This window comes from Neoluteolibacter marinus (assembly GCF_014904755.1).
GTDB lineage: Bacteria > Verrucomicrobiota > Verrucomicrobiia > Verrucomicrobiales > Akkermansiaceae > Haloferula > Haloferula marina.
In genome coordinates, this window is the sequence record NZ_JACZFQ010000035.1 from 1 (window position 1) to 22029 (window position 22029).

A 22029-nucleotide genomic window follows, 5' to 3' on the forward strand; every position below is an offset into this window, starting at 1 on the left:
CGTTGCCGCCGGTGATGGCGTAGGTCACGCGGGTGCCGGGATCCGCCCAGTCCTTGGCCTCGAGCGTGGTGACGACCTCGTCGCGGTCGAAGACGGTGACCGAGCGGTCGTCGAGGACGGGGGCGCCGTGGTTGTAGAAGTTCTGGGTGACGTGGGGTGCCCCCAGCATCACCTGGCCGAAGTCGGGGCCGGACCAGGAGACCGCGAGGTTGTCGCCGCCGATGCCTTCCTTGTGAAGTACTTCGATGTAGTAGAACTGGCCGCCGACCAGTGACACCGGGGCGGACTTCTGAGAGGCGAACCTGTCCCACTGGCGCGATCCGGTCGAGCCGTCGACGTGGGCGATCCGCACCTTGTTGGCAGGATTGGTGTTCGAGGACAGCCACAGTTCGCCGTCGTCGTCGGAGGCGATCCAGAACGTGAAACTGCCTGTGTCCGGTGCGCGGAGGTAGCCGCTGAGCTTCTGGCCGTAGTTCTCGGCGCTGTTGGTGGGCGTTTCGAAGAACGGGATGTAGGACGTCGAGTTCGGGCTGTTCGGGTAGCTGGCGAGGTTGGTGAGATTGACGATGTCGTTGCCGCCGACGCCGGTCCAGACCTGGCGTTTCACGGCGCGGGCCTCGACTTCCACGGCGACCTGCGCGGTGGTGGTGAGGCCGCCGTTGTCGGTGACGCGGACGTCGAGGAGGTACTTGGGCAAGGTCGCGAAATCCAGCGTGCCGTTGACGGTGAGGACGCCGGTGGCCGGGTTCAACGCGAAGGCGTTGCCAGTATTGCCGCCGGTGATCGTGAAGGCAGAAAGGGTGGCGCCGGGCTCGAAGTCGCCGGCCGCAAGCGTGCCGACGACGGTGCTGGCGGGGCTGCCCTCGGTGACGCGGAAGGTCATGTTGGCAAGCCACGGCGCGCGGTTGGCGGGAGTGCCGGGGTATTCCAGCGCCTCGTTGGGGATCAGGTGGCGGCCGAGGGTCGGGGTCTGCCAGGCCACGGCGAGGTGATCGGGCCCGGTCTGGTCGCGGTGCAAGACCTCGATGTAGTAGCGCTGGCCGGCGGTCAGCGCGATCGGCGCCGACTGCTGGCTGGCGTCGGCGGTCCAGTTGCCGGCGCCGGAGTTGTAGTTGATGTAGGCGACCCGCACCTTGTTCGCCGGGTTCGCGTCGGTGGACAGCCAGACCTCGCTGGCATCGTCCGACGCGGTCCAGAAGGTGTAGTTGCCGGTTTCGGCTGGAAGCAGGTAGCCGCTGAGCTTTTGCCCGTAGTTGTCGGCCGGGTAGGTCGACTGGAAGGTCGGCGAGAAGAGGGTGAGGTTGGGGCTGTTCGGGTAGGACGGCAGCGAGGTCAGCGGGCCGATGCCGTTGCCGCCGAGGCCGGTCCAGATCTCGCGCTTCAGGCCGCGCACCGCGTCGACGCGGACCGGAACCACCGTCGACGCGGGGGAGCCGCCGGCGGTGTAGGCGATGTTGAGATTGAAGACTGCCTGCGATGGCAAGGCGGCAGGTGTCAGCACGCTGAGGGCGCCGGTCGACGGATTGATCTGGAAGGCGGAGCCGGTGTTGCCGCCGGTGATGGAATAGGACGATCCGCTTCCCGGGGCGACCGTGCCGAGCGGGGCGCCGGCCAGGGCGTTGACGGGCACCGCGAAGGTCCAGGACGGCGAAGGGACGGTGCCGGTGATGGTGAAGGCACCGATGGAGCCATAGTCATCGTAGCCGTCGCTCGCCCAGGAGCCGTTGCCGGTGCCGTCGACGGTCACGGTGTAGGTGCCGGCGGCGAGGCCGACGCTCATGGTGGCACTCAGCTGGTTGGCGGGGCTCGCGGTGGTGATCAGCGTGCCGGCGGCGTTGTAGAGTTTCGCCTCGATGTCGAGGTTGGGGCTGCCCGCGCCGCCGTCGAACTGCAGGTTGAGGGCTCCGCCGCCGGTGGTGAAGGTGAAGGCGTCGACGTCGTCCGGACCTTCGATGACCCCGGGATTGAAGACCGCGCCGCCGGCACCCAGCGACAAGGGCGTCGCCCGTGCGGCGGTCGAGGCATGGTCGTCATGACGACGCGGCGTGGAGCTGCCGATGATCAGCAGGTCGTCCTGGTGCTGGTTGGCGTTGTTGTAGTCGCCCTTGCTCCACTGGCAGACGTTCTGGTTGTACGGCGCGCCCATGATCGGGCCCCAGCTGGTGGCGCCGCTGCCGTGGCCGCCATAGTAGCCGGCGGTGGTGGTGTCGTCGTGGGCGAGGTTGAGGGTGTGGCCGACCTCGTGGGAGATGACGACCGCGCCGGCATTGCCGCTGTAGAAATTCCAGCAAACCGGGTCGCCCGACTGCAGGAAGGTGCCGCTGAAGGCCACTCCGCCGGCGGATGCAAAGTTGTTGGTGGTGGTGATGCAGCGGATTCGCCGCCCCTGCGGTGCCCGCAGGTAGGCCTGGAGGTCGGTGGAAACGTTCACCTCGTAGGGTGCGAAGTCTTCCGAGACCCGGCGCCACATCTCGGTCACATCGGCCGCGCTGAGGTTGTAGGCGGGAGCGACAATGCGCGCGCCGCCTTCCCAGCTGTGGCCCTCGATGACCTCGCCGTCGAAGTCGAGGTAGATGGTCGCCGCCGCGCGCGGCAGGCTGTTGAGGACGGGGATCGCTTCGTAGATCAGTCCAACCGAGCGTCCGCCGTTGTAAATGGCCGCTTCCTCGGGCTTGGGCAGCCCCGCGGTTTCCATCGGCGGGCGGTTGGGATCGGGTTCGCAGACCACTTCGCCGATCGGGCGGCGTGCGACCTGCAGGCGGCCGTCGGCATCGCTCGAGTAAACGTAGGCGATGCGATCCTGCTTCTGGAGGATGAAGCCGCGGTAGCCCCATGGCTCGCGGGCGATTTCGAAGGTGCCGCTGCCATCCGCCAGCGTGCCGCCGGCGGCGGTCGCGGCATTGGGATGGGTGGTGGCGTAGTTGATCTTGCCGTGGGCCGAGGCGCCGCCGGGCAGCGGCAGCATCACCGTGTCACCCTTTTCGAGCTGACCGAGGTTGGTGAAAAGCTGCTCCGGCACCTCACCCGCCGGTTCCGGATCGGTGACAGGGAGAGCCGCGGCTTGCTCCAGAGCGGCGGCCACGGGCGTGGGCGCGGCGGGTTCCCGTGCGGCCTCCGGCGCCGGCGTCTGTCCGATATGAAGGCTCAAAGCCGTCACTCCGACGCTTGAAACGACGACGATGGCGAGGATCCTGGCGTTTTTTTTCATGGGCAGCGGGTCGTGGCGGAGGGCAAGGGATCACAAGAAACCAGTCTTGTTCCATCGTCCGGGTTTGATCCGCCAAACTAGGCCCCCTGCTATACCGCGGGTGACGGGAACGCCACTATGAAATCCGGTTCCATCCTGCTGCCAAATTGTCCCGCTTTCCTTGTATGACACATTGCTGGTCAGGCGGTAAGGAATCGATGCTGTTGGGCGTGCTGCATCGCCAGCTTGAGCAGCGGGGCGGCGTCATCGCCGAGCTCTTTGCCCACGATTTCGTGCTCGTTGCGGAGGTTGGTGTGCACGAGATAGGGGTTGTCGGTGTTGATGCAAAACGGCACGTCATGATCCGCGAGGTCGCGGACAAAGAGGCCGATGGCGGCGAAATCCGGCACCACCCGGGTGACCCGGTTCACCGTGGGGCAGATCTCGAGGCAGATGCCTTCGTCCTGCAGGCGGGCGATCAGCGAGCTGCGCAGCCGTCCCTCGGCGCGGCGGAGTTCGATGCCGTGGCCGATGCGGTCCGGGTGGATCGCGTCGATGACGCTGAGCATGCCCTCGGGGCCGGTGCCTTCGCTTTCGCCGACGTGATAGGTGATCTTCAACCCGGCTTCGCGGGCCTTTTCCATCATGGTGGCGATCTCGCTCATCCACGGTTTGCTGAGTTCCAGAGAGCGCGATTCCGGGCCGGCCATGTCGATGCCGACCACGCCGTTGGCGCCGTTGAGGGAACCCCGGCTGCGCCATTTGATCGCCGCCTCGATGATCTGCCAGTTGGCCGAAAGGGGCAGGTCGCGGCCGAGCGAGAGGATGATCCCGGTGGCGACGCCGTAGTGCAGCGAGGCCCGCTCCAGGCCCTGCATCACGGCGAGGATGATGGCGTCCATGGTGTGGAGGCCGTGGCGGACGCGTTTGTAGGGGTTGAAGCGGAGTTCCAGCGCGGTGACCCGGGCCCGGCGGTGGGCCTTGGCGACGACCTGGTAGGCGGAAACGCTGGCGGCGGAAGGCGATGACTGGATCTCCTCGGTGACCTGGAAATAGCGGCCGAGGAAGTCGTCGAGCGACTTCACTTCATCCGGTCGTGCGGTGAGGGACTCGTGGAACGAGGTGAAGTCGCCGTGTTCCGTCCGCAGCCCGTTGTCGCAGAGGATTTCCCACAGGACCGGCGAGGGCACTGCCCCGCCGAGGTGGATGTGGAGGTCGTGCATGAACGATCTAACACAATCGGCGGGGCCGTGGCAATGCAGCGGGCGCGCCGGGATGAAATCTCCCCCTTGAACCGCCCCGAGCTCCTCGGGAAATGGTTCACGCCCAAGCCGTGGACCACCATCTCCTGTGAGATCGACCTGCGGGCCCGCGGCCTTTACAAGACCACCATGCGCAGCCCTGAGGGCCAGGACCTCACCCTCGAAACCTCGCCAAGCGGTATGATCCGCTACACCGCCCGGGCGGTCTACTGGTCCGCCGAAGCCATTGGAAAGCAGGCCGCGATGGGCTTCCCCGAAGGCTGGGGCGCGGCTTCCGATCAATTCGTCAAACTCGTCAAGAATCCGTAAACCAACCCCTACCATGGCCAGAACCAGCACCTACCTCAACTTCCCGCGCAACACCGGGGAGGCTTTCGAATACTACAAGTCGGTCTTCCAGACCGAATACTGCATGCCGGTCGTCCGCTTCTCCGACGCACCGACTTGCGACGGCCGGCCCCTGGCCGAGGAAGACAAGAACCTCGTCATGCACGTCGAGCTGCCGATCACCGGCGGACATGTTTTGATGGGAACCGACGCGCCCGAGTCGATGGGCTTCAGCTGCACGACGGGAAACAATATCCACCTCAACCTGGAGCCCGACACCCGCGAGGAGGCGGACCGGCTCTTTGCCGCGCTTTCCGACGGCGGCAAGGTCGAGATGCCGATGCAGGACATGTTCTGGGGTGCTTACTTCGGCAGCTTCTCGGACCGCTTCGGCATCAATTGGATGATCAACTGCGCCAACGCGGGCTAGGCCTGCGGTACCAGCTCGATCTCAACGAAAGCGCCGGTGGCATTGGCATTTCCCACGAACTGGGGGATGCCATTCACCACGTCCAGCGAGGCGCGATGGATGTGGCCGGCGAACACCCCGAGCAGGTTGGGCGCAGCAAAGACCTCCCGGTGGAAATCGAGCGTCGTCCGCGTGTGTCCGCCCTCGCGCCACTTGGGCCGGCGCTCGACCTCGAAGCCGGTATCGGACGCGGCGCCCCAGCGGGGGTGCCCGCAGCCGTAGCCGGTGTCACGGCCCGGTGCGAAGAGCGGGATGTGAACGAACAGGACCAGCGGCACGCCGCTGGCGACCTGTTCGCGGAAGAACTCCAGCTGCTCCGGAAGGATCTCGTAGGTGGAGTCGTCGATGGTGACGAAGCGGACGCCGTGCAGCTCCCTCACCGACATCAGCGGCGGGGCCTGCTGATAGAGCGGGGCCAGGCGTTGCCGCGACCAGGTCGCGCGCAGTGAGTCGAGGGGGCCGGGCATGCCCTCGTAGTGCCAGTCGTGGTTGCCGGCGGTGTAAATCCACGGGATCGAGGCCTCGCGGAGCCGCGCCACCGCCCACTCGACTGCCGCCTGCGACGGGAAACTGACGATGTCTCCGACCAGGGCCACCAGCTCCGACTTCGACGTCTTGGCGGCCTGCAGCGCCTCGACGAATCCCTGCTCCGGGTTCGTCGGTTGACCGGTCAGGAAGTGGCGGGTCGAATTGTAGGCTCCGGCCATGCGGCCGCTGAACTGCCGGAATGCCTCGTCCCGTTCGTCGTCGCGGAACAAGTGCGTGTCCGCGATCATCGTCACCGTGAAGCCTTTCGCGATGCGCGGCGAAAACAGCCGCACGCGGTTGCCATCGAGCGCGAAGGAGGAAGGTATCTTGTCCGGTCCTGCCGCCGGCGCCGCCGCGGCGGGGGCCGACAGCGCCGTTGCCGCCAGCAGGGAGCGGCTGATGAAATCGCGACGGTCCGGTTGCATGCCCATGATTGAATCGAGCGGCCGGCGCGACGATCTGTCAAACTTGGAAGACTCCCGTTCCGGATCCGGGCAGTGCGCTACTTCCCTGCCATCCAAGCCAGTGCCGCGACGATCCACAGAATCCACCCCGTTAGGCAAATCATCGCGCCCATCACCATGATCCGTTCAACGGTGTCAGCCGCGAGCCGGGCGGCCCTGGCAATCCCGCGGAGAATCAAGGTCCCTAGTGGAAGTGCGGGAATCGGGAGCAGGTTGAAGGCGGTGAACATCATGGCGATGCCTGCCAGGGATTCGGTGGGCGATGCCCGCGCGAGGAACGCGATCCCGTCCGCCACGTGATATCTGCCGACCGCCAGCGGGCTCCAGGCACCAAGCAGAAGTTTCACCATGCCGGTGACCAGCCATTCCATCGTCCGGCCCGGGCCGGCCAGGAAAGCGGCCGTTGCCAGCAGGAACGCCACGCCGGCGAGCGACGAAAGGGCGGATTTCCAGAAGCTCCAGTCGTCGTAAGGGTGTCGCTCCGGCTCCACGAAGCCGCCGATCGGCAGGCAGCCGACCCGGATCGCGACGTGGCCGAGCTTGGCGGAGTAGACCACCGGTCCCATGAAAAACTGGATGGCCAGCACCCGGTTCCCCAGCAGGGCGGTGGTCGCCGCGATCGCGACGAGCGAAAGCATCAGCACGGCCACGAACTTGATCAGGAATGCGAGGAGGATCATGGCGCCGCGATGGCGCGACCTTGGGGCGCACGGGCGACGGGTGGAACCAAAAAACCGGGGCCGCAAGACGACGGTGCCGGGGGCCCGAAGGGATGAACGTGTCCGGGCGGCGGAATCGGGAGTGGGCTCAGCCGTCGTTGCCGATGCTTTGAGTCGGGCAGCTCTCCATCGCTTCAAGGGCAAGTCGATGATCATCCGGCGAGGCCGGTTGCTTCCAGACGTAGCTGAGTCCCTCGTCATCGTCGCGGGTGAAGACGGAGGGCGCGATCTCACGGCACAGATCGCAATCGATGCAGGTGAGGTCGTTGTAAAAAGAGCCCGCCACATTGAGCGGGTTTTTCTCGTTTGGATCGGCCATGAATTGGTTTGGAGTTGCGGGTTCCCGGCAGGCTGCGATCCGTTTGGGATTGTGTGAAATTCATTGATGGAATGAATTGATGCGTAATGAGCATGAAAGAGGGCGCCGGGAGTTCCCCGGAGATTGATCTCCACGGGCTGCACCTGCTCCGGCTGGTGGCCGGGTTCAGGGGATTTACCGCGGCCTCGAAAGCAGCCGGTCTTTCGCAGAGCGCCCTGACGCGCCAGATCCAGAATCTGGAAGCGAGGCTGGGCTTCGCGGTTTTCGAACGCACGACGCGTTCGGTGACCATCACCGAGGCCGGAGCCATCCTTTTGAGGGAAACCGAAGCACTTCCCAACATCCTTGGTGGGGCGCTGCGGCGGGTGCGGGAAGAATGTCTCGGGGCGAGCCGGCGGATCCGGGTCGGGATCTCACGTGAACTGGCGATCGGCCACATTCCCGGATTGTTCCCCGCCAGCCGAGGCCGGCGGAACGGTGTGAGGATCGCCGTTTCCCAAGCCGACGAGGTCGAGGTGCTCGATCAGGTGGGATCCTCCCGCCTCGATCTCGGCATTCTCACTGTTCCCGCGGTCATCCCCGAAACCATCCGGGTGACCCACCGCATGGAAGACCGCTTCGTGGCGATTGCGGGGAGGGAGCTTTCCCCGCCGGACGTTCCCGGAACGCCGGCGGATTTCCGGAAATGGGCCCTTGGCCAGAACTGGTTGCTGCCTCCGCCGAACTGTCGGTCGCGTGGATTGATCAACGATTGGGCGAAAAGGCAGAAGCTGGACCTGCAAGCCGCGATGGAGCTGGAGAGTTTCGACCTGATGATCCAGCTGGTTTCGACGGAGATGGGTTGCGCGCTGGTGCCCCGTCGTGCCCTCGGTCCCTTTCCAAGAAAGGGCCGAATCCGAAGAATCAAGGTGGCCGGGAAACTTGCCCGGGAGCTGGTCGTCGTGACTCCCCGGCACACACACTGCCCGGAGCATGTCGCCGAATTTGCCGACGGGATTCTATTCTCTTGAGGCATCGGAGCAGCCGGGCGAAGCCACGAAAAAGCCCGCCGACCTGATGGCCGGCGGGCTTGGAAGAAGTGGCGACGGAAACAGGTCCGCCGGCCTCAGATGGCGGCCAGGATGCCGTTGAAGGTCGAGCTCGGGCGCAGGGCGGCGGAGGCCTTGGCGTCGTCGGGCTGGTAGTAACCGCCAATGTCGACGGGCTGGCCTTGCACGGCGATGAGTTCCTCGACGATCTTCGACTCGTTGGCAGCGAGCTGCTCGGCGACCGGGGTGAAGATGGCCTTCAGTTCGGCATCGTCATCCTGGCCGGCGAGCTCCGCGGCCCAGTAGTGGGCGAGGTAGAAGTGGGAGCCGCGGTTGTCGATGGTGCCAAGTTTGCGGCCGGGCGAGCGGTCGTTCTCGAGGAACTTGCCGGTGGCGGCGTCGAGGGTGTCTGCAAGGACCTTGGCCTTGGGCAGGCCGAAGACTTCGCTGATCTGCTCGAAGGACGGCGCCAAGGCGAAGAACTCGCCGAGCGAATCCCAGCGCAGGTAGTTTTCCTCGGTGAACTGCTGCACATGCTTCGGTGCGGAACCGCCGGCGCCGGTTTCGAAGAGGCCGCCGCCGTTCATCAGGGGAACGATCGACAGCATCTTGGCCGAGGTGCCGACCTCGAGGATCGGGAACAGGTCGGTGAGGTAGTCACGCAGGACGTTGCCGGTGACCGAGATGGTGTCCTTGCCCTCGACGATGCGCTGCAGGCTGAACTTGCAGGCTTCCGCCGGTGGCAGGATGCGCAGGTCGAGGCCTTCGGTGTCGTGGTCCTTGAGGTATTTCTCGACCTTGGCGATGATCTGGGCGTCGTGGGCGCGGTTCTTGTCGAGCCAGAACACGGCCGGGTCGCCGGTGGCGCGGGCGCGTTTGACGGCCAGCTTGACCCAGTCCTGGACCGGGGCGTCCTTGGTCTGGCAGGCGCGCCAGACGTCGCCGGTCTCGACATCGTGCTCGAGCAGGATCTTGCCGCTGGCGTCGGTGACGCGGACGGTGCCCTTGGCGGGGATTTCGAAAGTCTTGTTGTGCGAGCCGTATTCCTCGGCGGCCTGGGCCATCAGGCCGACGTTGGGCACCGAACCCATGGTCTTCGGGTCGAGCGCGCCGTTGGCCTTGCAGAAATCGATCGTCGCCTGGTAGACGCCGGCGTAGGAGCTGTCGGGGATCACCGCCAGGGTTTCCTGGGTCTTGCCCGCGGCGTCCCACATCAGGCCGCCGGCGCGGATCATGGCCGGCATGGAGGCGTCGATGATGACGTCGGAGGGAACGTGGAGGTTGGTGATGCCCTTGTCGGAGTTGACCATCGCCAGCGCCGGGCGCTCGGCGTAGACCTTCTGGATGTCGGCCTCGATCGCGGCCTTCTTGTCGGCCGGCAGCTTGTCGAGCTTGGCGACCAGGTCGCCGAAGCCGTTTTTGAAGTCGACGCCGAGTTCGCGCAGGGTCTCGGCGTGTTCGGCGATCAGGTCCTCGAAGAACACCTCGACCGCGCGGCCGAAGATGATGGGGTCGGAGACCTTCATCATGGTGGCCTTCATGTGCAGCGAGAACAGCACGCCGTCTTCCTTGGCCTTGGCGATCTGGGTGGCGAGGAAGTCGACCAGCGCGGCCTTGCTCATGAAGGTCGCGTCGAGGATCTCGCCGGCCTTGAGCGGGGTGCTTTCCTTGAGGACGGTGGCGGTGCCGTCGCGGTCGATGAACTCGATCTTCACGTCGGTGGCTTCATCGACGCAGACCGACTTCTCGTTAGAGAAGAAGTCACCCTTGCCGGCCATGGTGCCGACGGTGGTCTTCGATCCGGCGGTCCATGCGCCCATCGAGTGCGGGTGGGCCTTGGCGTAGTCCTTGACGGCCTTGGGAGCACGGCGATCGGAATTGCCCTCGCGCAGCACCGGGTTGACGGCGGAACCCATCACCTTGGCGTAGCGGGCGCGGGTTTCCTTTTCGCCGTCGGTCTGCGGGTTTTCCGGAAAGTCGGGGAGCGGGTAGCCCTTCGACTGCAACTCGGCGATCGCGGCCTTGAGCTGCGGGACGGAGGCCGAGATGTTGGGCAGCTTGATGATGTTGGCTTCGGGCGTGAGGGTCATCGCCCCGAGCTCGGAAAGGGCGTCGCCGATCTTCTGGTCCTCGCCCAGGATTTCCGGGAACTGGGCGATGATGCGGCCGGCGAGCGAGATGTCGCGGGTTTCCACGGTGATGCCCGAATGCTTGGTGAAGGCCTGGACGATCGGCAGGAGGGAGTAGGTCGCGAGCGCGGGGGCTTCGTCGGTCTTGGTGTAGATGATGGTAGGGACCTTGGACATGAGCGTGGCGGGCATTGACGCCCGGGCGTGCGTTTAGGGCATGGGGCGGGAAGGGTCAAAAGCAATCGGGATGCCGGGCGGCGGCCAACTTGCGGACCGCGGGGCCGCGAGAGGTCCGGGCTAACGGCCTGCCCGGTAGCTCGCAGCGCGCTTCGACTCCCGCTCGATGGTCCGCCATGGCACGCCGAATTTCCGGGCGATCGCCCGGACCCGTTGGTGGAGCGAGCCGTGGGAGTCCGACTTCTGGTCGGGCTCGGTCAGGACCCAGCCGAGGAAGGCCTCGATCCGGTAGCCGGCGGCCATCGCGTAGCGGGCTCCGGTGATGTCGGCCTGGAGTTCGTTCTCCGGGCTGGTCGCGGAGTGGGTGCCGAGGTTTTCGGTGAGGTGGGCGAACTCGTGGCCGAAGAGGAAGGCCCAGGTGTTGGGGGGCACCTTGCGGGCGGCGAGCGGGTGGACGAAGATCGTGCAGTCGTTGACCGTCCCGCGGATCCTCACCAGCGGTCCCGGATTGGCGCCGGGCTGGAGCCGCCAGACGATCTTGTGCCCGGAGGCCCGCGCCACCCTCCCCGCGACCGACTGGAGCTCGGTGAATCCGCGCGGCGGCCGGTAGCTCGAATCGGGTCGCTTCTCCGGCGGCCGCGATTTCTGCGTCGGGCTCGTCCCGGCCCCGCCATGGACCGGGGCGGCCGGCTCGGCGCACGATGGCAACGCCCCGAGGACCAGGAGCACGGCGATGCGTGGCAGCAGGAGGTTGTGGAACGGGCGGGTGGTCATGTGGATGAGGCCGACCAACTCCGTGGTCACGACCACGCATCATCGTCTGATCCGAAACAATCGCAAGTACAGCAGACTTGTTCGAAACCGTGTGAGGGCGGAGGAGACCTGGGAGACACGCGAGACCCGTCCGCTTCGACTAATTGAGGCCGTCTCCACCGACATTCGGCGAAGGTGGTTAGAGCGAGGTTTCGCTTTTGCCGGAGCGTTCCGGAACGATCGAGCTCCGCCCCGCCCACTCCCCGTGTTCCTCGATGGCCCGAAAGCGGAGGGTCGTGAACTGGTGATGAAAGTCCTTGCGGTTCCGCTCGACCATCGCCCTGGCGTGGCGGTCTGCGCCGGGGCTGGAGCCATGGCCATGGACCATCTCCGTCATCTCGTTCTGTGATCACCAGATGGTGAAGGTGCTGAATGTGCGCAGGGGACGGATCGCGGCGAGAGCCAAGGTCGTGCCCGGGTGGTCCCGGACGAGTTCCTCCACGGGTTTCCCCCAGCGGATGAAGCGAGCCAGCTGGCGGAGTTTCAGTCGCGCGAGCGTGACCGCCACCACGGGCTCATTCGGGTCGGAGTCCCCGGCCAGAGGTTGGATGTCATCGAGCTGGGAGAAGTTGCCCCACCGGCGGAGCAGATGAAGTCGGACGTGCCAACCCGTGGACAGGGTTCGTCCCAGTCCGGTGCTTCCCAGGAACGCATCCAAGGCGTCGCTGCTTTGCCATGCGGCAAAAACCGCCAGTTTCCGCAGTTGAAGCCTGGCGGGTGAGAAGACCGGCGCCCCGAGTGTCATTGCCGCCATGTATTCCGCGTGACGAAGGCCGGCCACGTGGTCCGCGGCAGGCGGGCTGGAAAAGGCTTTCGCCGTGGTCACGGGTGACGTTTCGACGAGGTGATAGCTGAAAATCTCCATGGAATGGCGTTCCGGATGTCAAGGAAGCGGGCGACGGGCGGTGCGTAAGGCCGAGTGGGATTGCACGCGCCCCAGGACAAAGGCAAGGAGCCCGATCCCAACATGTCCCACGGCGTTCACGACGCCGTGATACCGGACCATTCCGCCCATGTCGAAGACCGGAGTTCCCCACGCCCAGGCGAGTGCGGGAATCATTGTCACGACCGGGACGGTCAGGGCGAAAACGACGAAGATCCCGGGCCGGCGATCGATACGGAGCGGCCGCCCCTTCAAGACCGCAACCAGCTGGACGAGGAAGATGACTGCGTAGCTCGTTGCCGCCACTTCGTCGCAGTAGGCGTACCCGAGTATACCGGCCGCAGTCACCAAGTAGGCGACAGGATGGACTACCAGCAGCACGCGGAGGACTCTCAGAGCTCGCCGGTTGGAAACCACACGACAGCAGAAGGCGGTCACCGTCAGCGCTCCGAATCCCGCGAATGCAAAGTGAGCGGACGTGATCCAGGTCCACGGTGAGCCGAAGCCAAGCAAGGAGGAGTCGCAGAGGAACACTCCCAGCCAAATCAAGCTGCCGACGACGAAAACCCACGCTGCTGCAAAAGCGATTTCCTCCGGAAGCAGCTTCTCGCGAGCGAACGCCCGCCTCAACAAGATGCAGCCCGCCGCGATCGCCATGAGAGTTGGCACCGCGAGCACCGCGATCGCTGCGCCAGGAGTCATTGGGACTTTTCGGGCATTGCCCTCCTCGTCAGCCGCGTCCCGTCTCTCACCGTGTCCGGCGGGTGGACGAGGACTTCGTCGCCTTCCTCCAGGCCGGCGAGGATCTCGGTGTGGTGGCCGTCACTGTGGCCGGCGTCGACGGTAACGGACCTGGCCTCGCCGTCGTCGTAGCGGAAGGTCTTCCAGACGTTGCCCTCGCGGAACAGGGCGCCGGCCGGGATGACGAGGACCTCGTCCTGATGCCAGACGGCGACGCGGACCTCGACGCGGTAGCGGTCGCCGAGGGTCTGCGCGTCTTCCGGCGGGTCGATGAGGTCGCAGAGGACGTAGACGCGCTGCTCTTCCACGCCGAGGGCGGAGAACTTGGTGAAGGCGGCGGGTTCGATGCGCCGGACGCGGGCGGCCAGCGGCACCGGGCCGCCCCATTGCTCGATGCTCACCGCGTCGCCGGGACGGATGGTGACTGCATCGCGCGACAGGATCTCGGCCTCGATCTCGAGGTCGGCGGGGTCGCCGACCTCGGCGATCGGCATGCCGGCGGCGATGACCGTCTCGCTTTCCTGCATCACGTTGAGAATGCGGCCGGAGACCGGCGAGGTGACCTCGATGAGGTTGCCTTCTGTGGAAACAGCCGGGCGTTCGAGTGCCGCGCGGGCTTGTTCGAGCTGGTGGTCGGCGACCTTCAGGGCGAACTCGGCACCGCGCAGGTCGGCGGCACGCATCGAGGCGTTCATCTCGGTGCGGTCGCGGTCAGCCTTCGACACGCCGCCACCGCGGATGGCGCGGACCCGGTCGCGGTCGGCCTCGGCGAGTTCGAGCGCGCTCTTGGCGGCATTGACCGCTTCGGCGGCGCGGTTGAGTTCGGCTTCGCGGCCGGCGACGACCGCCTGGGCGAGCAGCTTGGCCCGGGGGTCGAGCAGCGGCGCGGCGACCGGTTCGATGGTGGTGATGACGGTCTCGCCGGCCTTCACCTCGTCGCCGGGCTTGAACGGGACGCGGTGCATGCGGCCCGAGACCGGGGCGGCGACGACGTAGCGGTTGCGGATGCGGGTCTTGCCTTCCTCCGAAACGTGGACGGTGAGCGGGGCGCGGGCGACGGCGCCGGTTTCCACCTCGACGGGCTGCGGCCGCAAGCCCCATGCGACCGCGGCGATCACCAGGGCGCCGAGCAGCCACGGCAGGAGGCGGCGCAGGGTTCCTTTGGCGGAGGCGGGGCGCTTTTCGTCCCAAGGCGGGGTTTCGGCGGGCTTGTCGGGGCTGGACATCGGGTTCGGTGGCAGGTTGGAGAATCAATCACGGGCCTTCAAGACGCCGACGAGGTCGAGCTTGGCGAGCATGCGGCTGACGAGGGTGAACGAGAACACCGCGGCAAGCAGCACCACGGCGATGGCGATCGAGTAGGTCGACGGGTTGATGACGATCGGCATGCGGATGGTCTCGGTGCTGAACGACGACATGATCAGCACCACCAGGCCGCGGCCGAACAGCAGGCCGGCGGGCAGGGCGCAGACGACTAGCAGGCCGAGCTCGCCGAGCAGCACGCCGCGCACCTCGGCGAGGTTGAAGCCGACGACCCGCAGCGTGGCGAGTTCGCGGCTGCGCTCGGACAGGGCGATGCGGGCGCTGTTGTAGACGACGCCGAAGGCGACGGTCACGGCGAGGACGAAGTACAGCTTGCGTAGTAGCCCGATGCTCTTGGCGGTGGTCTCGCGGAAGGCGGAAAGCTGGTCCCTTTTCACCATCACCGCCGCGGCGCGCGGGGTGTCCTTGACGTCGCGCATGAACTCGTCCCAGCGGTTGTGGTCGATCAGCAGGAAGGCACCGTTGATGGTGTCGTCCTCGTGCATCAGCCGGCGCAGGGCGCGGATGTCCATGTAGGCGGCGACCCCGGCGAAGTCGGTGACGAGCCCGCGGATCGGGATGGCAAGGACCGGCCGGCGGCCCTCCATGACCTCGACCCGGATCTCGTCGCCGATCCCCGCGCCGAGGATCTCCGCCAGCTTCTCCGACATCAGCAAGCCTTCCTCCGGCAGGATGATCGGGTTGCCCTTGTCGTCCAACAAGCGGTTGAGGTTCGAGCCCGGCGCGATGCCTGTGATCGACAGCCGGCGCTCGTGGTGGGCGTAGCCGAGCCGCGCCGGGACGCTGCGGATCGGCTCGGCGCGGATCACGCCGGGGAGGTTCTCGAGGTCGTGCAGGCCTTTGCCCGAGGCGGGTTCGACGAGGAACACGGCGGCATCCTGGCGCTGCTGGCGGTTCCACTGGAAGGTGAGCAGGTAGTCGATGCTGTCGCTCATCGCCCCGGGCAAGACCATCAGGCCGGTGGCGAGGGTCAGGCCGGCGGCGGTGAAGACCGCTTGCCACGGCCGCCGCTCGATGTTCCGCAGCGCCATCCGGAACGACGGGCTGAACAGGCGGGTCAGGCCCATGCGCTCGATCCGCGAGGGCTTGAAGTCGGCGGGCGGTTCGGGGCGCATGGCCTCGGCGGGCGGCAGCTTCACCGCCTGCCAGACGACCGAAAGCACGCCGAGCATCGAGGTCCCGGCGCTGATGCCGAGGGCGAGCCCGAGCGCGCGGTAGTCCATGCGGAACTCGAGCGAGGGGAAGCGGAAGAACTCGACGTAAAGGTTCACCAGTCCGCCGCCCATCAGCCGTCCCGCGATGCCGCCGATGAGGGTGCCGAGCAGGCCGATCACGATGACGAACTTGAGGAAGTGAACCCCGACTTGCCGCGACGAATAGCCGAGCGCTTTCATTTGCGCGATCTGCTCGCGCTGCAGGCGGACGATCCGGGCCAGTACCGCGTTCGCCATGAAGGCGGCGACGCTGAGGAAGACCAGCGGGTAGACGAAGGACAGCGCGTGCAGTACCCTCAGCTCGTCGTCGAGGCGGATTGCCGAGGCCTGGTCCTTGCGCAGGTAGGCCCCGGCGGCCCCGTAGGGCGCGAGCAGGCGGTCCATTTGCTCGATCACCCCGGCACCTGCGGCTCCGGGCGCGAGGTCGAGGACGATGTTGTTGAACGCTCCGTCGAGGTTGTAGGCCACGGCGAGGGCGCGGTAGTTCATCCACAGCACGCTGAAGCGGCGGTGGTCCGGCAAGGTCTCGCCGGCGCGGGCCTCGAACACGAACTCGGGGGACAGGCCGATGCCGCAGATCTGCAGCGTCTCGCGGCGGCCGTTGATCACCGCGACCAGCGGGTCGCCGGGCTTGAGGCCGTTGGCTTCGGCGAAGGCTTCGCCGACCACCACCTCGCGGCGCGAGTCGGGTTCCGGCATCCGGCCGAGGCGGAGGAAGACGCGGTTGAGCTTGGGATCGCTGCCGTCTTCGGGGAGCGAAACGATGTGGCCGGTCGCCGGTTCCGCCAGCCACGGCAGGTCGAGCGTCACCTGCACCGCGACCCGCGGCTCGGCGACGGAGACGCCCGGCAGCGCGGCGATGCGCTCGGCGACCGCCAGCGGCGCGCGTTTCAGCGATCCGAACACGTCGGCCATCGCATACTGCTGGTAGTAGGCGGCGCGGGTCGACTCGAGCGTGAGGATCAGGCTGCGGGTCATGATCATCATCGCCAGCCCGCAGGCCATGACCAGGCTGACCGCGATGACCTGGCCCTTCATGTGGGACAGGTCGCGCAGCAGCTTGCGGTCGAGGGGATGGAGCATGACGAAGTGCCGAGTGATCAGTGATCAGTGAAAGAGGTTGGTTGTCGCGGGGCTTGGTGCTCGTGTCGGGGCACTGATCACTCGGCACTTCGAGCTACCACTTCAGTTCGCGGGCGGGCAGGCGGGTGGCGTTGTGTTCCTCGCGGATGATCTTGCCGTCGGAAAGGTGGAGGACGCGGTCGGCCATGGCGGCCATGGCGGCGTTGTGGGTGATGACCACGGCGAGGGTGCCGAGTTCGCGGTTGGTGCGTTCGATGGCCTCGAGCACGGTGATGCCGGTGGTGACGTCGAGGGCGCCGGTGGGTTCGTCGCAAAGCAGGACCTCGGGGCGCTTGGCGATGGCGCGGGCGATGGCAACCCGCTGTTGTTCGCCGCCGGAAAGCTGCGACGGGAAGTGGTCCATGCGTTTGGAGAGTCCGACCATTTCCAAGGCTTCCTCCGGGGTCATCGGATCGCGCGAGATGCCGGTGATCAGGGCGACGTTCTCGCGCGCGGTCAGCGACGGGATGAGGTTGTAGAACTGGAAGACGAAGCCGACGCAGTTGCGGCGGAAGCGGGTCAGGGTGCGTTCGTCGGAGCCGTCGAGCGGCCAGCCCTTGTAGTGGAGCTCGCCGGAGCTCGGGACATCGAGACCGCCGAGGATGTTGAGCAGGGTCGACTTGCCGCTGCCGGAGGCGCCGAGCAGGCAGACCAGCTCGCCGGCGCGCATGTCGAGGTCGACGCCGTGCAGCGCGACCACGTCGAGCTCGCCGGTGTGATAGACCTTGCGCAGCTTCCGGGCTTCGAACACGACGCCGGCGGAAACAGGAGGTGAAACGGACGCAGCCATGCTAGGGGATAGTCATGGCATTCGACGAGAACCTAGGCGAGGCCGTCCGTCGGCAATTTTCCAAGCTCGCCATTTCAACCGAGGAGAAGCGGATGATGGGCGGGCTGTGCTTCATGGTGGACGGCAAGATGTGCGTCGGCGTGGTGAAGGACCGGCTGATGCTGCGGCTGGACCCGGGGACCGAGGCGGACGCGCTGTCGCGGCCGGGCTGCGTGCCGATGGACTTCACCGGCCGGCCGATGAAGGGATTTGTCTACGTCCTCCCGGAAGGCCTGCCGACCGACACGGTGCTGGCGGAGTGGCTCGCTCGCGCGCTGGAATTCAATCCGCGGGCGAGGGCGTCGAAGAAAAAACGCGCCGGCTAGGCTCACGTGGAGGTGGATTCCTCCGCCGGCGGGTGTAGGGGTGGGGTTCGTCACATGAAATACGCCCCAAACATCGCCGGAGGTTTACTCGGGTTTCTATTTGTCGCCTCGTCGCTGGTTGTCCTGTTGAACCTCGTGCCCGAGCAGCCGGCGCCGCCGGAGGGCTCGCCGGCGGCGATGTTCATGGGGGCATTCATTCCCACCGGCTACATGACCTTCGTGAAAGTCCTGGAGCTGGCGGGCGGCCTCCTGGTCGCGATCCCGAGGACGCGGAACTTCGGCCTGCTGGTGCTGGGGCCGATCATCCTCAACATCGTCGCCTTCCACGTCTTCATCACCAACGGGGCGGGAATCTTCGAACCGCCGTTCATGATCCCGGTGATCTGCGTGCTGGCCCTTTACTTGCTGTGGGCGGGCCGCAAGGCCTTCGCCGGCCTAGCGCGGCCGGCGTAAGGTCATGGTCCCACGGTCGTTGGCGGACGAGTAGGTCGCGTCGAAGGCGTCGGCGGTCAGCTTGCCTTTCACCCGGTAGGTGCCGAAGCCGCCCGGCAACTCCATGGCGCTGTCCAGGGGCAGCGAACCGTCGGCGGCGGGGGCGGTCTCAACGGGGTGAACGTAGTCGCCGAACTTCAGCGCACCCCAGCCGGCGCGGTAACGGAAGTCGTAGTGGCCCGGCTGGCCGGGGGTGGGATGAACCATGCACCACAAGGGGCCCTCGTGGCCGTTGGCCTTGCTCTTCCAGCGGCCGATCCAAGGGCCCTCGGGGGAGACCGGTGGGTCCGGGAGACCGGCGGTGTCGCGCTTGAAGTCGCGGTGATAGGTGCCCGGGACACAGGAAGTGAGGGCGGCGGTCGCGAACAGCGGGACGAGGAGCTTCATGGCAGTCGGGGTCAAGGGCGGGGCGATGGACAAGGGGCTACGCCGCGGGATCGGGCCGGCTTTCGGGATCATTCGACGTCGCTCCGGACATCCAGCCGGAAGAATTGCCGCGCTCCTGCCGGTGCCGGGATGCGCATCCAGAGGGTGCTGCCGGGAACCGGCTCGGCCCCGCCGGTGATTTCCTGCCAGGGGCTCACCAGATCGGGGGAGGATTCGAGGCGGTGGATGATCGATCCGATTCCCGGGGTGCGGGAGAATTGAATCCACGCGGTCCCTGCTTCCCCGGCAATGATCTGGCACGGCGGGGGATCGGTCTGTGACGAAGGATCGCCACCGGTTGCGTATTCCAGGAAGTTCGAGCGACCGTCTCCGTCGGCGTCCGCGGCCGGCAAGCGGAGCGCGGGATCGGTGATCGTTGGGAAGGACGCGATCCAGCTTTCAAAGCTGCCGCTTTCCGGGGCGGCGGAGGCGGCGATCCGGTCGCTGCCGTAGCGGTTGCCGACGATCACCGCGGCGTCGGCGAGATGAAGCGAAAGGAGGCCTTCGATGCCGGTGTCCGGATCGGCCTCGAGTGCCTGCCCCGCGAAGCGGGCGACCATGAACTCGTCGTCCTGTTGGATCACGATCGTCACCGCCTCGCCGACCAGCGGTCCGTCGCGGAGCACCTGCTTGACCGCGATTTCGAAGCGGCCCGGTTGCTCTTCCGCGCCGTCGCCGATCGTGTGGCTGTCGCCGAAGGGAACGAAGTCCACCAGAAGTGCGGCGAGGCCGCCGGCCGCCGCGGTGTCGAGCACCTCGTCATCGGCCATGCCGGGGAACGCGCCGATCCGGATCGTGGCACCGGTGGTAAGCGGCATGCCGGAGAGTGTCGTCAGCGGGGCGAGCGGATGGCTTTCATCCGGCAGCGATGAGATGACCACCGTGCCCGCGGACAGGGTGCCGGCGGCGATGATAAAGGCGCAGATTTGATGGAACATGGTCAGGGACTCAAGGTGACGTTCAGGCGATAAAAGGCGCGGGTCTGGCCGGCAGGGAGATCGAAGACGGCCTTTCCGCCTCCGACGGACACGTCCTGGGTGACGAGTGTCCAGCTTTGCAGGTCGAGACTGGATTCCACCGATATGATCACTCCGGTCGGGGGGGCGGCGGGAAAGGGCAACTCACCCGCAAGTTGCGGCGCTTCCGGATCCAGCGGCAAATCAAGGACAGGCCCCGGTTCCAGGTTGCCGGTGGCCAGCACGTAACCGGGTCCGCCGTGGCGCCGGAGGACCAGCGTCGACAGGAAGTCGAGGCGCTGGCTGGCACCCGAGGCATCGTTCAAGCCGACTTCCTGCCAGCCATCCCCACCGGCCGTCGTGCGTCGGTAGAACGGCCCCGCTTGGTTGCCACTCGCGGGTTCCTCGAAGGTCAGCAAGTCGGCGCTATTGGCGTTCGGACCTGCGATTACCGGGTGGCTGCCGTCGCCTGCGATCCATTGATCGAGGGAGGCGGAGAGATTGACCGGCAGCGAGAAGACGTTCGCGCCGGGCCTCACGGGGAGCAGGACGGGGTCCGCCGACACTTCGCCGGAAAGCACCATCCACCGGGAGCCGGCCGAGCGGCGGACGACATAACAGCCGAGCGGAACGCGGATGACGTCGTTGCCGGCATCGCCCGTGGAATTCCGTTCCTCCCAGCGTTCATGCAGCGAGTGATAGAAATACACCTTCTCCTGTTGGTTGACCGGGTCCCAGACCACCACGTTGTCAGCTTCCGCCGAGGTCGGTGCCGCGGCGAGGCCGAAGCGGTTGTCGTTGCCAAACACATCGCCGATCCGCGGGTGGGTGCGGATCCTCACCTGGTTGCCCGGGGACATCCACGGCGTGAGTGCTTCGGCACTGACGAAATCAGTGTCGCTGAAACTGACGATGTCCGCGATGAACCCAGCGCCGAGGCCGTTTAGGACCTGCACGTAGAATGAGTATCCCGCCTCGGCGAGAACCGAGGGTTGACCGAGATTTTCGACCTGGAACGAATTGCCTTCTACGGCGGAAACGATTCCAACGAAGCGCGTATCTGGAAGCAGCTGGATGCCCAGGTAGGTCCGCGCCTGCGGGGCGTCGGCGGGTTTTCCGGCCAGCTTGACGGTGTAAATTCCCAGCGGATCCGTGGTGGCGGCGGGCGACGCCGGGGCAAAGGCCGCCGAGGCGAGGATGGACCCTATCAACTTGCGGAAAGACAGAAATGACATGCGGCGAAGGGTGGGGGGAGATGGCAGGCGCCTCGGCATTCGATCGGCAAGTTGAGGGGAGCGGCCCGGCCGGTCAAGTCCCCCGGGCTCCTGCCCCAGTCAAAGCCAGAGCTTCAGGACATAAACCAGCGCCGGGGTGGTGATCAGGCTGATCAGGGTGGTGTAGTAGACCGCCGAGGTGGAGTAAGGAACGTCGCCGCCGAACTCGTGGGCGAGCAGCGCGGTGTTGACGGCGGTCGGGGCGGCGGTGGCGAGGATGAGCGCTGCCGAGACTTCGCGGGAGAAGCCGAAGGCCATGACCAGCAACACCGCGAGGGCCGGTGAGACGAGCAGGCGGAGCACCATCGCCGACAGCAGCGGGGCGCGGAACGGCTCCGGCCGGGTCTGTGACATCTGCACGCCGAGGGTGAGCAGCGCGAAGCCGATCAGGCACGACTGGATCAGGTCGAGCGGTTGCCACAACCAGATCATATGCTGCACCGGCAGGCCGAGGCCGCGGCAGGCGAGGCCGGCGAACAAGGCGTAAAGGGTCGGCTGGCGCAGCACCTTCATCAGGGCGCGGCGATGCGAGCCGGGGCCGTCGCCTTGTCCCTGGGCGAGGAGCAGCCCGATCGTGTAGGTCGAGACGTTCATCGTCGCCAGGACGAAGATCTGCACTTCGCCGGCCGGCGGCCCGAAGGCGAGGATGACCAGCGGCAGCCCGTAGTTGCCGCAGTTGTAGAACATGGCCGCCAGCGAGAGCGCCCGCCGTTGCTGCCGGTGCATCCCGAACAATCGGCCGGCGGCGAGGCTGCCGGCGAACATCAGGGCGATGGTCGAAAGGGTGAAAGCGGCGATCCGCAGGGCTTCCCCGCCGCCGAGCTCCGCGCTGACGACGCGGGTAAAGATGAAAGCGGGAACCAACAGGTAGATGTTGAGCTTCACCAGGCTCTCCAGGTGGATCCGGAACTTGCGGTCCATCCCCCAGCCGGCCGCGACGATCAGGAAGATCGGCGCGCAGACATCGATGAGGATCCGGAGGAACACCGGCGGCGATCAACGGGGCGGGCCGCGGGGATGT

22 protein-coding genes are annotated in these 22029 nt (G+C 66.5%); 5 read left to right on the plus strand and 17 right to left on the minus strand.

What is annotated here, in order from left to right; translation table 11 throughout:
* Together IG178_RS08680 and IG178_RS08685 are read right to left on the minus strand one after the other, a co-directional pair.
* Window positions 1-3208 (minus strand): PA14 domain-containing protein (locus IG178_RS08680; protein ID WP_193212148.1); only part of this gene is annotated, 3208 nt, incomplete at its 3' end.
* Window positions 3209-3387: 179 nt separating this feature from the next.
* Window positions 3388-4410, minus strand: a complete 1023-nt coding sequence (locus tag IG178_RS08685) for an adenosine deaminase family protein (RefSeq protein WP_193212149.1) — start codon at window positions 4408-4410, stop codon at window positions 3388-3390.
* Window positions 4411-4476: 66 nt separating this feature from the next.
* Here IG178_RS08685 and IG178_RS08690 point away from each other — a divergent pair, with 66 nt between their 5' ends.
* Both IG178_RS08690 and IG178_RS08695 read left to right on the plus strand, forming a co-directional pair.
* Window positions 4477-4758: an SRPBCC family protein gene (locus IG178_RS08690; RefSeq protein WP_193212150.1), complete on the plus strand. Its 282-nt coding sequence runs from the start codon at window positions 4477-4479 to the stop codon at window positions 4756-4758.
* Between the two features lie 13 nt (window positions 4759-4771).
* Window positions 4772-5206: a VOC family protein gene (locus IG178_RS08695; RefSeq protein ID WP_193212151.1), complete on the plus strand. Its 435-nt coding sequence runs from the start codon at window positions 4772-4774 to the stop codon at window positions 5204-5206.
* On the opposite strand, the gene IG178_RS08700 is transcribed toward IG178_RS08695, so the two are convergent.
* The 3 genes from IG178_RS08700 to IG178_RS08710 form a co-directional block, all read right to left on the minus strand.
* On the minus strand, window positions 5203-6198 hold the full coding sequence (locus IG178_RS08700; RefSeq protein WP_193212152.1) for a metallophosphoesterase family protein: 996 nt from the start codon (window positions 6196-6198) through the stop codon (window positions 5203-5205). The two genes, IG178_RS08695 and IG178_RS08700, sit on opposite strands and share 4 nt — an antisense overlap.
* A 77-nt stretch (window positions 6199-6275) precedes the next feature.
* Complete coding sequence (locus tag IG178_RS08705; protein WP_193212153.1) at window positions 6276-6917, minus strand: site-2 protease family protein; 642 nt, start codon at window positions 6915-6917, stop codon at window positions 6276-6278.
* 127 nt (window positions 6918-7044) lie between these two features.
* Window positions 7045-7275 carry a ferredoxin gene (locus IG178_RS08710; RefSeq protein WP_193212154.1) on the minus strand — a complete coding sequence of 77 codons (231 nt, stop codon included), beginning with the start codon at window positions 7273-7275 and terminating at the stop codon, window positions 7045-7047.
* Between the two features lie 92 nt (window positions 7276-7367).
* On the opposite strand from IG178_RS08710, the gene IG178_RS08715 reads away from it, so the two are divergent.
* Complete coding sequence (locus IG178_RS08715) at window positions 7368-8285, plus strand: LysR family transcriptional regulator (RefSeq protein ID WP_193212155.1); 918 nt, start codon at window positions 7368-7370, stop codon at window positions 8283-8285.
* 95 nt (window positions 8286-8380) lie between these two features.
* Here IG178_RS08715 and IG178_RS08720 read toward each other — a convergent pair whose 3' ends face one another.
* The 8 genes from IG178_RS08720 to IG178_RS08750 all read right to left on the minus strand — a co-directional run bounded on the left by IG178_RS08720 (window position 8381) and on the right by IG178_RS08750 (window position 17495).
* Window positions 8381-10609, minus strand: coding sequence for an NADP-dependent isocitrate dehydrogenase (locus IG178_RS08720; RefSeq protein ID WP_193212156.1), 2229 nt, complete (start codon window positions 10607-10609; stop codon window positions 8381-8383).
* 120 nt (window positions 10610-10729) lie between these two features.
* A complete protein-coding gene (locus IG178_RS08725; RefSeq protein WP_193212157.1) occupies window positions 10730-11413 on the minus strand; it encodes a M48 family metalloprotease in 684 nt (227 codons plus the stop codon).
* A gap of 148 nt (window positions 11414-11561) precedes the next feature.
* The gene (locus IG178_RS25450; RefSeq protein ID WP_226895191.1) at window positions 11562-11759 is read right to left on the minus strand and encodes a hypothetical protein; all 198 of its coding nucleotides are present in this window, start codon (window positions 11757-11759) and stop codon (window positions 11562-11564) included.
* Between the two features lie 12 nt (window positions 11760-11771).
* Window positions 11772-12287, minus strand: coding sequence for a hypothetical protein (locus IG178_RS08730; RefSeq protein WP_226895193.1), 516 nt, complete (start codon window positions 12285-12287; stop codon window positions 11772-11774).
* A gap of 18 nt (window positions 12288-12305) precedes the next feature.
* Window positions 12306-13007, minus strand: coding sequence for a YndJ family transporter (locus tag IG178_RS08735; RefSeq protein WP_193212158.1), 702 nt, complete (start codon window positions 13005-13007; stop codon window positions 12306-12308).
* A complete protein-coding gene (locus IG178_RS08740) occupies window positions 13004-14272 on the minus strand; it encodes an efflux RND transporter periplasmic adaptor subunit (RefSeq protein ID WP_193212159.1) in 1269 nt (422 codons plus the stop codon). The genes IG178_RS08735 and IG178_RS08740 overlap by 4 nt, the downstream gene beginning before the upstream one ends.
* 24 nt (window positions 14273-14296) lie before the next feature.
* Window positions 14297-16666 (minus strand): ABC transporter permease, encoded by a 2370-nt coding sequence (locus IG178_RS08745; RefSeq protein WP_193212160.1) that lies wholly within the window; start codon window positions 16664-16666, stop codon window positions 14297-14299.
* 94 nt (window positions 16667-16760) lie between these two features.
* A complete protein-coding gene (locus IG178_RS08750; protein ID WP_193212161.1) occupies window positions 16761-17495 on the minus strand; it encodes an ABC transporter ATP-binding protein in 735 nt (244 codons plus the stop codon).
* 14 nt (window positions 17496-17509) lie between these two features.
* Between IG178_RS08750 and IG178_RS08755 the strand changes: the two genes are divergently transcribed.
* Both IG178_RS08755 and IG178_RS08760 read left to right on the plus strand, forming a co-directional pair.
* Window positions 17510-17860: a TfoX/Sxy family protein gene (locus tag IG178_RS08755; RefSeq protein ID WP_193212162.1), complete on the plus strand. Its 351-nt coding sequence runs from the start codon at window positions 17510-17512 to the stop codon at window positions 17858-17860.
* A gap of 54 nt (window positions 17861-17914) precedes the next feature.
* Window positions 17915-18313, plus strand: coding sequence for a hypothetical protein (locus IG178_RS08760; protein ID WP_193212163.1), 399 nt, complete (start codon window positions 17915-17917; stop codon window positions 18311-18313).
* On the opposite strand, the gene IG178_RS08765 is transcribed toward IG178_RS08760, so the two are convergent.
* From IG178_RS08765 to IG178_RS26165, 4 genes are all read right to left on the minus strand, one after another.
* On the minus strand, window positions 18296-18739 hold the full coding sequence (locus IG178_RS08765) for a hypothetical protein (RefSeq protein ID WP_193212164.1): 444 nt from the start codon (window positions 18737-18739) through the stop codon (window positions 18296-18298). The genes IG178_RS08760 and IG178_RS08765 overlap by 18 nt on opposite strands.
* Window positions 18740-18807: 68 nt before the next feature.
* Window positions 18808-19716 carry a hypothetical protein gene (locus tag IG178_RS08770; protein WP_193212165.1) on the minus strand — a complete coding sequence of 303 codons (909 nt, stop codon included), beginning with the start codon at window positions 19714-19716 and terminating at the stop codon, window positions 18808-18810.
* 2 nt (window positions 19717-19718) lie between these two features.
* On the minus strand, window positions 19719-20969 hold the full coding sequence (locus IG178_RS08775; RefSeq protein WP_193212166.1) for a hypothetical protein: 1251 nt from the start codon (window positions 20967-20969) through the stop codon (window positions 19719-19721).
* A gap of 99 nt (window positions 20970-21068) precedes the next feature.
* A complete protein-coding gene (locus IG178_RS26165) occupies window positions 21069-21995 on the minus strand; it encodes an AEC family transporter (RefSeq protein ID WP_193212167.1) in 927 nt (308 codons plus the stop codon).
* Window positions 21996-22029: the final 34 nt, after the last annotated feature.